Genomic DNA, 11,860 nt, shown 5'->3' with positions numbered 1-11,860 from the left:
AACGGGGGCCGGGGATGCCGTTATGCCATCCAGCGGTCCGGCGGCGCGGCACGGCGGCCCGTGCGGGAGCGCTCCGCCTGGGCGGCGGCGACGGCGCGGGCCTCGTCCGCGTCCCGCAGCCACGCGGTCACCGTCTTGCCGGCGCCCGTGTCCACATGCACGTGTGCAAAGCCCCACAGCCGCTCCCAGGGGCCCTGCGCCCACCGGACGCTCTGCACCTTGGCGTGCGGCACGAAGGCCGTGCGCCGGGTCAGCAGGCCCTTGCGCGCCGCGAACAGCGAGGAGTCCACGGCCAGCCCGTAGCCCCGCCACCACAGCGGGACGCACCACCGTGCCCGCCGCCGCTCCGCCGGGGCGAACTCCAGCGTGCCCGGCTCGGCGCCCGGCAGCACCCGCCCGATCAGGGACTCGGCGACGGCCCGCTCCGCGACCGGCAGCAGCACCGTGTTGCTCGACCCGGCGACGTCCAGTTCCACCCGCACCCAGCCGCGCCGCCGCCACAGCAGTGGTTCGACGACGTACAGGGTCTGCACGCGGCCCGGCGGGACCGTCTCGTGGGCGCGGTCGAGGAGACCGTGGTCGACGCGCAGGCCGTCCGGGGACTCGGCGACCGTCCAGTCGTACTCGCCGACGAACCGGCCGCCGCCCGTCGCCCAGAGGCCGCCGAGCAGGGGCACCGCGACACCCAGCACGGCACCGATGCTGTGGGTGGCCGCCCACAGCAGGATGGGCACGAGCACGACGGCCGCTGCCATCGCCCACACCCCGCCCGTCAGGAACAGCGAGACGGCCAGGGGCCGCGGCTGGACGTGGAAGAGCTCGCGGGAGGGGGCCTCGCCGACCTCGGGGGCCGTCCGCGGGGCGAATCCGGCGGCGCGTGCGAGCAGTTCGGCGCGCAGCGCCACGGCGTCGCTCTCGCCGAGGAAGGCGAGTTCGTCCTTGTCGTCGGTGCCTATGACGTCGAGCTTGAGTTTCGCGACGCCCGCGATGCGGGCGAGCAGCGGCCGGGTCACGTCGACGGCCTGGAGCCGTTCCAGCCGGATGTGGGCGGTGCGCCGGAAGATCAGGCCGGTCCTGATCCGCAGCTCGGTGTCGGTCACCGAGAAGTGGGTGAACCACCAGCTCAGGAAGCCGTACGCGGCCGCGGCCGGCACGACCACGCCCAGCCCGGCCGCCGCGTGGCCGACGGTCAGCTCGCTGATCCAGCGCTGTGCCTGCCCGAGGTCGTGCACGATCCAGCCGACGACGACCGCGACCGGCGCCCAGGCCCGCCGCAGCGGCGTGAAGGGGTGCAGGCGCCGTTCCACTCCGGGCCTGGTCCGCGGCGGCTCCTCCGCGGTGGTCACAGGCCCGCCGATCGGGCCTCGCCCAGCTCCGTGAGCCGGTCGCGCAGCCGCGACGCCTCGTCCGGGTCGAGCCCGGGGATGCGGGCATCGGTGGCCGCGGCCGCCGTGTGCAGCTGCACGCTCGCCAGGTTGAAGCGGCGCTCCACGGGGCCGGAGGTGACCTCGACGAGCTGCATCCGCCCGTACGGGACGATCGTCTCCTCGCGCCACAGCACACCCCTGCTGATCAGCAGGTCGTCGGCGCGCTCGGCGTACCGCCAGGACCGCCAGTTGCGCCCGAGCATCGGCCACCCCCACGCCAGCGCGGCGAGCGGCAGCAGCGAGAACAGCGCCCACACCGGGCCCGCGAGCAGGCCGAGCAGCAGCCCGAGGCCCAGCGCCAGTCCCAGCATCCACGTCGCGAGCAGCAGCCTGCGCATCGTCAGCAGCCGGCCCGGTAGCCCGGTCCACTCCGGCTCGCCGGCCCGGACGGGCTCCCCCTCCTCGGTCCCCGTATCCATGGGCCCAGCCTAGGCTGCGACACTGTCACCATGACGGAGACCACGGAGACCATGGTCGGCATCGGCGGCGCCGCGGAGAGCACCGACATGGTGCTGAACATCGGCCCGCAGCACCCCTCCACGCACGGCGTGCTCCGCCTCCGCCTCGTCCTGGACGGCGAGCGGATCGCCGAGGCGGACCCGGTCGTCGGCTACATGCACCGCGGCGCGGAGAAGCTGTTCGAGGCCCGCGACTACCGGCAGATCATCATGCTGGCCAACCGCCACGACTGGCTCTCGGCGTTCTCCAACGAACTGGGCGTCGTGCTGGCCGTGGAGCGGATGCTGGGCATGGAGGTCCCGGAGCGCGCGGTGTGGACCCGTACCCTCCTCGCCGAGCTGAACCGGGTCCTGAACCACCTGATGTTCCTCGGCTCCTACCCCCTGGAGCTCGGCGGGATCACGCCGATCTTCTACGCGTTCCGGGAGCGGGAGGACCTGCAGCGCGTCATGGAGGAGGTCTCCGGCGGCCGGATGCACTACATGTTCAACCGGGTCGGCGGGCTCAAGGAGGACCTGCCGCTCGGCTGGCAGGGCCGCGCCCGCGCGGCGGTCGCGGAGGTCCGCTCCCGGATGGGCGTGTACGACGACCTGGTCCTCGGCAACGAGATCTTCCGCGGCCGCACCCGGGGCGTCGGCGTCCTGTCCGCCGAGGCGGTCCACGCCTACGGGGTCTCCGGCCCCATCGCCCGCGCCTCCGGTGTCGACTTCGACCTGCGCCGCGACGAGCCGTACCTCGCCTACGGCGAACTCCAGGACACCCTCGAGGTCGTCACCCGCGCCGAGGGCGACTGCCTGGCCCGCTTCGAGGTCCTGCTCGCCCAGACCCACAACGCCCTGGACCTCGCCGACGCCTGCCTCGACCGGCTCGGCGAACTCCCGCCCGGCCCGGTCAACCAGCGCCTCCCCAAGGTCCTGAAGGCCCCCGAGGGCCACACCTACGCCTGGACCGAGAACCCGCTCGGCATCAACGGCTACTACCTCGTCTCCAAGGGCGAGAAGACCCCGTACCGCCTCAAGCTGCGCTCCGCCTCGTACAACAACATCCAGGCGCTGACGGAGCTGCTGCCGGGCACCCTGGTCGCGGACATGGTGGCGATCCTGGGCTCGCTGTTCTTCGTCGTGGGCGACATCGACAAGTAGCCCCGGGTCCCCGGTCCCACGCGGCCGCCCGCCGCTCGTCCACAGGCTGTGGACAGCTCCGCGCGGCGGCGGCCGCCGTGACGCGCGAGGGCCCCTGCCTTCACCGGCAGGGGCCCTCCGGTCCTTCGGCCTCGCGGCTAGGAGATGGCGCTGCGCAGGCGCACCACGTTGAGCACCTCGGTCTCGTCGTGCTCGGTCAGGTCGACGACCTGGCCCACCGCGCGCTGGGTGCCGCCCGCCGGGGCGGACTTGAAACCGTCCGCGTCGGCCTCGGCCTTGTGCACCGCGAGGGCCTCGGGACCGACGACGTCGGCCAGGTCCTCGTTGTGCGCCCGCTCCAGCTCGGCCGGGCCCGACTGGTTCGTCTTGGCGGCCTTCTTCGTGCCGAAGAAGTCGAAGTTGCCCTCGGCGCGGGAAGCGGGGCGGTGGGTCTTCACGGCGTACGGGACGATCGCCGCGGCGACGGGGACGTCGAGGTGCTCGCGGGCGGCGGGAGTGGCGGCCGGACGGGTGAGGTGCTCACGACCGGCGGCCGCCGCGTGCTTCCCCGCGGGCTCCTCAGCCCCTTCGGCCGCGCGCTCCGCGAGATCGCGGCGGCGCGCCTGCTCGACGACGCGCTTGCCCTCCTGGGCCGCGGCATTGCGGGCGAGGTTCTTGAGGGCGGCGTTGGCCTGAACGTAGAGCGAGGCGGTGGGGGACCCGCCGGCGGGCACCTCCTGGGCGTCCTTCTCCGGGGAGGCCGCTTCCAGCGCGAGCAGCCGGCGTCCTTCGAGGGCGCTGGCCCGCTCGGTCTCCGCGGTCGCGTAGCGGCGCAGCAGGGCGGCGTGTTCACCGCGCAGACCGGCCAGCTCGACGCGCTTGGCGCGCAGCTTCGCGTCGAGGCGGGCGCGCAGTTCGCGGGCCTCCTCCAGGTCACCCTCGAGCTCCGCGATGCGCTCCTCGGCGCGCCACTCGTCGCTGATCCGGGCCCGCGTCAGGTCGGCGACCTGCTTGCCGGCCTTGCGGTCCCAGTCACGCATGAGGAGGGCGGCGGCCACGGCCTGGGCCGCTGCCACGGCGACCAGGACGCGGAGCAGCGAGGGATCGGACACCAGTAGTGCGCCACCGGCGCAGACACCCGCTGCGCCCGCGATCGTGGCGGGTGGAAGCAGCCTGTGCAAAGGCGGGGAATGGCGGTGACGTCCACGTGGCATGGCCCGAAACTTACCGTGCCCGGAGGGTGCGTGGGGACCCGCCCGGCAATCTGTTCCCGGGAGGTGACCTGTATCCGCCGAAAGCCGCTTCCGGTGCGCTCGGGAGCGGTGTGCCGGTCAGTCGCCGACGAGTCCCCGGGCCCGGAGGAATTCCTTCGCGACATCGGCAGGCCTGGCGTGCTCGGCGTCCGCCTTGCGGTTGAGTTCGACCAGATCCTGCGTCGTCAGGGCCTTTGTCAACCTTGCCAGGACATCGGCGATTTCCTGGTCGCCCGCGTCCTTGGCGTTCACCACCGGAAGGATGTTGTCGGCATTCTGGAGCTTCTTGTCGTCCTCCAGCAGGACGAGTCCGAAGCTGTCCAGAGTGGCGTCCGTCGTCGTCGTGAGGACGAGTTGGTCCTCGCCGTCCTTCACCGCCTGCTTGGCCTGTGGCGTGCCGACGCCCTTGGGGTCGATGCCGGTGATCTCGATTCCGTACGTCTTCTCGAGTCCCGGTTTGCAGAAGGGGCGTATCTCGCACTCGTCGCCCGCGGCGATCCTGACCCGGAGTCCGGACTCGCCGAGATCGGAGAGCGTCTTGAGGCTGTTCTTCTCGGCGTATTCCCTGCTGACGGCGAAGGCGTTCTGGTCGACGGCCTCTCCCGCGGGCAGGACCTTCAGTCCGCGCGGTTCCGCGAGCTTCTCCAGCGCGGCGACGGTGGCGTCGGCATCGCTGGAGGCGACCGGGTTCTTCTCCGGTGCGTCGGGGCCGTTCACCTTGGCATTCAGGAATTCGGCGAGCGTCGCCGCGTATTCCGGGACGACGTCTATCTGGCCCTTCTCCAGGGAGGGTTCATACAGCTCGCGGCTTTCGACCTCCTTCACGGAGGTGTCGTACCCGGCGTCGCCGAGGATCTGCCGGTAGAGCTCGGCGAGGACCTTGGCCTCGGTGAAGCCCGCGGAGCCGATGACGAGTTCGCCCTTGTTCGCTCCGCCGTTCCCGCCACCGCCCTCGTCCTCCAGGCTGTCGCCGCCGCAGGCGGTCAGTGCGGAGGCCAGGGCGACGGCCGCGAGGACCGCTCCCGCCGTGCGCGGCGTACGGGGCCGGTGGGTTCTGCCGTTCATGGGCGTTCACCTTCCAGGGACGTGGTCGAAGAGGGGCGGCGGACGCGACGCCCGCGGCCGGGGTCGAGGACCCGGCCGGCGACGGCCAGCACCGCCTCCACCAGGAGGGCCAGTGCGGCGACCAGGGCCGCCCCGGCCACCACCTGCGCGGTGTCGTACGTGTTGAAGCCCGCGGTGATGATGCGGCCGAGGCCGCCCTCGCCGACCATGGCGGCCAGGGTGGCGGTGGCGATGATCTGGACGGCCGCCGAGCGCAGGCCCGTCATGATCATCGGGTGGGCGAGGGGCAGCTCCACCTGGCGGAACACCTGTCCGCCGGACATCCCCATGCCGCGGGCGGCCTCCACCACCGACCGGTCCACCTCGCGCATCCCCACATACACATTGGTCAGCAGGGGCGGGACGGCGAACAGCACCAGCGCGATGATCGTCGGGACGTCGCCCCGGCTGCGCAGCGGTGTGGTGACGAGCAGGGCCAGTACGGCGAAGGTGGGGATCGCGCGGCCCACGTTGGAGATGTTGACCGCGAGCGCGCCGCCCTTTCCGATGTGCCCGAGATACAGCGCGACGGGCAGCCCCACGGCGCAGGCCAGGCCCAGGCTCACACCGCTGAACCACAGGTGCTCGGCGAGCCGGTGCCACACCCCGCTCTCCCCCTCCCAGTTGGAGCCGGTGGTGAGCCAGGTCCAGGCCCCCGTGATCGCCTCCACCGCGCTCAGCCCGCCTTCGCCGTCGTCGCCGCCCGGAGCCCGCGCGGCGGGCCGGTGCGGGCCGCGCGTATCCGGTTCCAGGGGGTGAGCCGGCGCTGCACGCCGAGCAGCAGCAGATCGGCCAGGACCGCCAGCGTCACGCACAGCACGGAGGCCGTGAGCACCTGGGCCTTGAACTGGGTGGCTATCGCGTCCCCGATGAGGTTGCCGAGACCGCCGTAGCCGACGATCGAGCCGACCGTCGTGAGGGCGATCGTGGAGACCGTCGTGATGCGCACCCCTGCGAGCAGGGCGGGCAGGGCCAGCGGGAGTTCCACTTCGAACAGCAACCGCACCGGTCCGTATCCCATTCCGCGGGCGGCCTCCAGCACGTCGGCGGGAACGGCCTGGAGGCCGGCCAGGACGTTCCGCACCAGGATCGTCAGGGAGTACAGCACGAGCCCGGTGATCACGACGGCCACGGAGAGCCCGAACACCGGGAGCAGCAGCGAGAACATCGCGAGCGAGGGGACGGTGTAGAGCACCGTGGTCAGCCCGAGCACCGGTGCGGCCAGTCCGCGGCGGCTGCGCGCGAGCAGGGCGAGGGGGAGGGCGACCAGCACTCCGGCGGCCACGGACGCCGCCGTGATGCCGATGTGCTGGAGGGTCGCGTCGGTCAACTCCTGGCTGCGGGAGCGGACGTACTCGCCGCAGACCCACTCGTTCGCCGTCAGACAGTTCTCCCGCAGCCGTCCGGCGGCGGCCTCGGCCGCCCAGCGCAATGCACCCACCTCCCCCTGGCAAGACCCGGCAGCGCCCGGTAAGAGCGCGCAGCGGCCGGCCACTTCCGACACTAACCCGGGGCGCCGACAATCGCCGAGGGTCGCCACATCGCGGCAACATGTCCTTCACGAGGCCCCCGCGCCGAGCGCCCACAATGAGGTCCCATGATCCGATTCGAGCACGTCACCAAGCGGTACGCGGACGGCGAGGCCGCCGTCGACGACCTGTCGTTCGAGGTCGCCGAGGGCGAACTGGTCACGCTCGTCGGCCCTTCCGGGTGCGGCAAGACGACCACGATGAAGATGGTGAACCGGCTCGTCGAGCCGACGAGCGGGCGGATATTCCTCGACGGCGAGGACATAGCCGCCGTCGATCCCGTCGCCCTGCGCCGCCGGATCGGATACGTCATCCAGCAGGTCGGTCTCTTCCCGCACCGCACCGTTCTCGACAACACGGCGACCGTTCCGCACCTTCTCGGGGTACGCCGCGCCAAGGCCCGCGCCCGCGCCGCCGAACTCCTCGACCTGGTCGGCCTGGACCCCGCCGTCTTCGGCCACCGCTACCCCGATCAGCTCTCCGGCGGCCAGCGCCAGCGCGTCGGGGTGGCCAGGGCCCTGGCCGCCGATCCGCCCGTGCTGCTGATGGACGAGCCGTTCGGCGCGGTGGACCCCGTCGTACGGGAGCGCCTGCAGAACGAGTTCCTGAGGCTCCAGGAACAGGTCCGCAAGACCGTCCTGTTCGTCACCCACGACATCGAGGAGGCGGTCCGCCTCGGCGACCGGATCGCCGTCTACGGACAGGGCACCATCGAGCAGTTCGACACTCCCGCGACGGTGCTGGGCGCACCCGCATCCCCGTACGTCGCGGACTTCGTCGGCGCGGACCGAGGGCTGAAACGGCTGTCGGTCACCCCCATCGAGCCCGGTGACCTCGAGCAGCCGCCCGTCGTCCGTCTCGACGACCCGCTGACCGGCGCGGCGGCGGAACTCCGCTCGCGGGACGCGCGCTGGGCTGTGGTGCTCGACGGCGAGGGCGGGCTGCACGGCTGGATCTCCGCGGAGCACACCGCCCGCGCGGGGACGGTTCGCGAGCACGCGCGCAGGATGGAGGCGTGGCTTCCCGTCGGCTCCTCCCTCAAGCAGGCGTTCTCGACGATGCTCCAGCACGACGCGGGCTGGGTCGCGGTGCTCGACGGGGAGCGCTTCCTCGGCGTGCTCACCCCGGCCGGACTGCACGAGGCGCTGCGCCGTTCGACCGCCGCGGACGCGCGGGACCTCAGGCGCGCCGAGGTGACCGTGGAGAGCGTGAGCCGCTGAGGCTCACCCGCCGCCGTCGCGCCGGCCCGGGGCGGGCTCGCCCGCCGCCCGTCCGCCGGAGGGGGATCCGCCGGAGGCGGGCCGGCCGTCCGTCAGGCTGCGCTCATCCATTCTGAACGAACTGCTGATCGCCGCCGCCCTGCAGGCCACGCCGCGGCTCGGCGTCACCCGGGTCTCGCTGAACTTCCGCGATGTTCCGCTCGGCACTGGCGCGCGGCGAGCGGCTGGGCGCGGGCCCCGTGCCGCGCGCCTGGCGGGGGCTGCTGGTCTTCCTGTCCCGCTGGTTCCGGATCGAGTCGCTGTACAGGTTCAACGCGAAGTTCCGGCCCCGCTGGGAACCGCGCTTCGTCGTCTTCCGCTCCACCCGCGACCTGCCGCGCATCGGCCTGGCCGCGATGCGGGCGGAGGGCTTCGTCGGTCCCCTCCTCCCCCGCCCGCTCGCCCGGCTGCTGCCGCGGCGTGTCCTGGCCCCGCGGCAGGCGCCCTGCGCGCACCTCGTCCCGGCCGGGACGGCGGCGACCGAACGCGGGGCGCGGGCCGCCTGACGCGCCGGGGCGCCCGCGCCCCCGCCCCGCCACGCGCCCGCACGGCCTGAAGACGCCCCTGGGCGGCCTAGGCTGGGCGCATGAGTACCTTGCGCGGACGTGGCCGGGTGGACGGGCTGCCGGAATGGGACCGGTGTGCGGTCATGGGTGTCGTCAACGTGACGCCCGATTCGTTCTCGGACGGCGGTCGCTGGTTCGACACGACCGCCGCCGTCAAGCGCGGCCTCGATCTCGTGGCCGAGGGCGCTGATCTGGTCGACGTCGGCGGTGAGTCCACCCGGCCGGGCGCCAGCCGGGTGGACGAGGCGGAGGAGCTGCGCCGGGTGGTGCCCGTGGTGCGCGGGCTGGCCTCCGAGGGCGTCGTCGTCTCCGTCGACACGATGCGCGCCTCGGTCGCCGAACGGGCCGTGGCCGCGGGCGCCGCGCTCGTCAACGACGTGAGCGGCGGGCTCGCCGACCCCGCCATGGTCCCGGTGGTCGCCGCCGCCGGCGTTCCGTTCGTGGTCATGCACTGGCGGGGCTTCAGCGCGGACATGAACAGCCGGGCCGTGTACGGGGACGTGGTCGCCGAGGTCGTCGCCGAGCTGCGCGCCCGCGCCGAGGCCGTCGTCGAGGGCGGCGTCGCCCCCGGCCGGATCGTCCTGGACCCCGGCCTGGGCTTCGCCAAGCAGGCCGATCACGACCTGGCGCTGCTCGCGCACCTCGCCGAGCTGCGCGCCCTCGGTCACCCGGTGCTGGTCGCGGCCTCCCGCAAGAGGTTCCTCGGCCGGGTGCTGGCCGGGCCCGGCGGCGAGCCGCCGCCCGCCCGCGAGCGGGACGCCGCCACCGCCGCCGTCTCCGCGATCGCCGCCCACGAGGGCGCCTGGGCGGTCAGGGTGCACGAGGTACGCGCCACGGCGGACGCCGTCCGTGTCGCGCGAGCGGTGGAGGGCGCCGCATGAGCACCGCCCGTACGGACATCGAGCAGGTGGAGCTGGCCAACACCGCGTTCTACGAGGCGATGGAACGCGGCGACTTCGAGGAGATGTCCCGGCTCTGGCTCGACGAGGAGATCAGTTGTGTCCACCCCGGCTGGCCGGTGCTCGCCGGCCGGGGCGAGGTGCTGCGCTCGTACGCCCTGATCATGGCGAACACCGACTACATCCAGTTCTTCCTCACCGACGTCAAGGTGAACGTCGGCGCGGACACCGCGATCGTCACCTGCACCGAGAACATCCTCAGCGGCGGTCCGGCCGAGGACGGCAACGAGCTGGGGCCTCTCGTGGGCCAGCTCGTCGTCGCCACGAATGTGTTCCGCCGCACACCGGAGGGCTGGAAGCTCTGGTCCCACCACGGCTCCCCCGTGCTGACCGAGTCGGACGAGGACGAGCCGGACGAGGACGAGCCCGCCTGACCGGGTAGGGGATTGGGAGAGGGACCGGCGGGGTAGGGGCGCTGCCACCACCGGCCACCGTACGGACCATCCGGCGGTCCGCCCGGGGGTCCGGCGCAACCGGCGGGGCTCCGCGTGCGGGTCCTGTCAGTGGGCGCGGGTAGATTCGACAGCGGTTCGTGTGCCGTCCGCGCCGTTCGCCTGCGGCGCACGCACCCATGACCTACGACAGCAGGAGTGATTCGCGTGGATCGTGTCGCGCTGCGTGGCCTCAGGGCCCGCGGGCACCACGGGGTGTTCCCCCGGGAGCGCGAGGAGGGCCAGACCTTCGTCGTGGATCTGGTGCTCGGGCTGGACACCCGCCCCGCCGCGGCCGAGGACGACCTGGCGAAGACCGTGCACTACGGCGTGATCGCCGAGGAGGTCGTGGACGTGGTGCAGGGCGAGCCGGTGGACCTCATCGAGACGCTGGCCGAGCGGATCGCGCAGCAGTGCCTCAAACACGGGCCCGTGCAGGAGGTCGAGGTGTGCGTGCACAAGCCGGACGCCCCGATCACGGTGCCCTTCGACGACGTGACCGTGACCATCACCCGGAGCCGCGCATGAGGCCCGCCCACACGCAGAGCGACCCGACCGTGCAGCCCGTGCCCACCTCCGTGGTGGAGCAGGTCGACGCGGCCGATGTGACGCTGTCCAACCCCAAACGCGCCGTGATCTCGCTCGGCAGCAACCTCGGCAACCGGCTGGAGACCCTCCAGGGCGCGATCGACGCGCTGGAGGACACCCCGGGCGTCCGCGTCAAGGCGGTCTCCCCCGTGTACGAGACGGAGCCGTGGGGCGTCGAGCCGGGCTCCCAGCCCTCGTACTTCAACGCGGTCGCGGCCGTGAAGACGACCCTGCCGCCCGACTCACTGCTGGAGCGGGCCCACGCCATCGAGGAGGCCTTCCACCGGGTGCGCGAGGAGCGCTGGGGCCCGCGCACCATCGACGTGGACATCGTCTCCTACGCCGACGTGGTCTCCGACGACCCCGTCCTGACCCTTCCGCACCCGCGGGCCCACGAGCGAGCGTTCGTCCTGGTCCCCTGGTACGACGTGGAGCCCGAGGCGCTGCTCCCCGGCCGGGGGCCGATCGCCGAGCTGCTGTCCGGGATGTCCCGCGAGGGCGTCGTGCCCCGCCCCGACCTGGAACTCCGCCTGCCCGAGTAGTCGTTACGCTCTAGTGCGTGACCGGCCGTCGGCCGCGGCCGACGGCCGCCCGCACACGGACACGACCCGCACGCACGGAGAAGAGGAAGACGGTGAAGCAGCTGCGCATCAGGACGCTCGTCGGGCTGTTCCTGGCGGCCGGTGTGCTGTCCTGGGCCGGCGCACGGCTGTGGTCGTCCCTCGGGACGCTGCCGAGCGTCCCGCTGGCCGCGCCCATCGTGCTGGCGGTGATCGCCGTCATCCTGCTGGCGACCGCGCTGTCGCTGCGCTCCCGGCTCAAGGCGCAGCGCGAGCGCCGCCCCGGCGCGAAGGGCGTCGAGCCGCTGATGGCGGCCCGCGCCCTCGTCTTCGGCCAGGCGAGCGCCCTCGTCGCCTCCCTCGTGAGCGGCATGTACGCCGGCACGGCCGTCCACCTGCTGGAGTCCCTCGACGTGCCGACACGCCGCGACCAGGCCATCTACGCCGGGTTCTCCGTCATCGCCGGCATGGGCGTCGTCGCCGCGGCGATCTTCCTGGAACGGGTCTGCAAACTTCCCGACGACGAGGACGACAACGCGGGCGCGGCCCCGGCGTAGACCGGCACCTCGTGAGGCGGCCGTCCCGGCGCCCCCGGTGCCGGGAC

13 protein-coding genes and 1 pseudogene are annotated in these 11,860 nt (G+C 73.1%); 8 read left to right on the top strand and 6 right to left on the bottom strand.

Annotation, left to right across the window (positions count from 1 at the left end; genetic code table 11):
• Positions 1 to 20: 20 nt before the first annotated feature.
• Together GUY61_RS26585 and GUY61_RS26580 are read right to left on the bottom strand one after the other, a co-directional pair.
• A complete protein-coding gene (locus tag GUY61_RS26585) occupies positions 21 to 1,346 on the bottom strand; it encodes a PH domain-containing protein (protein ID WP_313896868.1) in 1,326 nt (441 codons plus the stop codon).
• A complete protein-coding gene (locus GUY61_RS26580) occupies positions 1,343 to 1,846 on the bottom strand; it encodes a PH domain-containing protein (protein WP_166632777.1) in 504 nt (167 codons plus the stop codon). Before GUY61_RS26580 ends, GUY61_RS26585 begins: the two co-directional genes overlap by 4 nt.
• A gap of 30 nt (positions 1,847 to 1,876) precedes the next feature.
• Between GUY61_RS26580 and GUY61_RS26575 the strand changes: the two genes are divergently transcribed.
• Positions 1,877 to 3,028, top strand: a complete 1,152-nt coding sequence (locus GUY61_RS26575) for an NADH-quinone oxidoreductase subunit D (RefSeq protein ID WP_166632776.1) — start codon at positions 1,877 to 1,879, stop codon at positions 3,026 to 3,028.
• A 137-nt stretch (positions 3,029 to 3,165) separates the two neighbouring features.
• Here the strand turns inward: GUY61_RS26575 and GUY61_RS26570 are convergent, their stop codons facing one another.
• From GUY61_RS26570 to GUY61_RS26555, 4 genes are all read right to left on the bottom strand, one after another.
• Positions 3,166 to 4,221 (bottom strand): hypothetical protein, encoded by a 1,056-nt coding sequence (locus GUY61_RS26570; RefSeq protein WP_166632775.1) that lies wholly within the window; start codon positions 4,219 to 4,221, stop codon positions 3,166 to 3,168.
• 117 nt (positions 4,222 to 4,338) lie between these two features.
• Positions 4,339 to 5,325 carry an ABC transporter substrate-binding protein gene (locus GUY61_RS26565; RefSeq protein ID WP_166632774.1) on the bottom strand — a complete coding sequence of 329 codons (987 nt, stop codon included), beginning with the start codon at positions 5,323 to 5,325 and terminating at the stop codon, positions 4,339 to 4,341.
• Positions 5,322 to 6,035, bottom strand: a complete 714-nt coding sequence (locus GUY61_RS26560) for an ABC transporter permease (RefSeq protein WP_166632773.1) — start codon at positions 6,033 to 6,035, stop codon at positions 5,322 to 5,324. The genes GUY61_RS26565 and GUY61_RS26560 overlap by 4 nt, the downstream gene beginning before the upstream one ends.
• 5 nt (positions 6,036 to 6,040) lie before the next feature.
• Positions 6,041 to 6,805, bottom strand: coding sequence for an ABC transporter permease (locus GUY61_RS26555; protein ID WP_313896867.1), 765 nt, complete (start codon positions 6,803 to 6,805; stop codon positions 6,041 to 6,043).
• 156 nt (positions 6,806 to 6,961) lie between these two features.
• On the opposite strand from GUY61_RS26555, the gene GUY61_RS26550 reads away from it, so the two are divergent.
• The 7 genes and pseudogenes from GUY61_RS26550 to GUY61_RS26520 all read left to right on the top strand — a co-directional run bounded on the left by GUY61_RS26550 (position 6,962) and on the right by GUY61_RS26520 (position 11,813).
• Entirely contained in the window at positions 6,962 to 8,113 is a 1,152-nt protein-coding gene (locus GUY61_RS26550; RefSeq protein ID WP_166632772.1) for a betaine/proline/choline family ABC transporter ATP-binding protein, read from the top strand.
• A gap of 112 nt (positions 8,114 to 8,225) precedes the next feature.
• Positions 8,226 to 8,658 (top strand): annotated as a pseudogene (locus tag GUY61_RS26545) (phosphatidylglycerol lysyltransferase domain-containing protein); the annotation flags it as partial.
• An 80-nt stretch (positions 8,659 to 8,738) separates the two neighbouring features.
• A complete protein-coding gene (folP, locus tag GUY61_RS26540) occupies positions 8,739 to 9,599 on the top strand; it encodes a dihydropteroate synthase (protein ID WP_166632771.1) in 861 nt (286 codons plus the stop codon).
• Positions 9,596 to 10,051: a nuclear transport factor 2 family protein gene (locus GUY61_RS26535; RefSeq protein WP_166632770.1), complete on the top strand. Its 456-nt coding sequence runs from the start codon at positions 9,596 to 9,598 to the stop codon at positions 10,049 to 10,051. The genes folP and GUY61_RS26535 overlap by 4 nt, the downstream gene beginning before the upstream one ends.
• A 225-nt stretch (positions 10,052 to 10,276) precedes the next feature.
• Positions 10,277 to 10,636 (top strand): dihydroneopterin aldolase, encoded by a 360-nt coding sequence (folB, locus tag GUY61_RS26530; RefSeq protein ID WP_166632769.1) that lies wholly within the window; start codon positions 10,277 to 10,279, stop codon positions 10,634 to 10,636.
• On the top strand, positions 10,633 to 11,238 hold the full coding sequence (gene folK / locus GUY61_RS26525; protein WP_166632768.1) for a 2-amino-4-hydroxy-6-hydroxymethyldihydropteridine diphosphokinase: 606 nt from the start codon (positions 10,633 to 10,635) through the stop codon (positions 11,236 to 11,238). The genes folB and folK overlap by 4 nt, the downstream gene beginning before the upstream one ends.
• 92 nt (positions 11,239 to 11,330) lie before the next feature.
• Positions 11,331 to 11,813, top strand: a complete 483-nt coding sequence (locus tag GUY61_RS26520) for a DUF3180 domain-containing protein (RefSeq protein WP_166632767.1) — start codon at positions 11,331 to 11,333, stop codon at positions 11,811 to 11,813.
• Positions 11,814 to 11,860 lie beyond the last annotated feature (47 nt).

The sequence above is a fragment of the Streptomyces sp. GC420 genome (genome assembly GCF_009916105.1).
Classification (GTDB): Bacteria; Actinomycetota; Actinomycetes; order Streptomycetales; family Streptomycetaceae; genus Streptomyces.
This window is presented reverse-complemented; position numbering and strand designations above follow the sequence as displayed.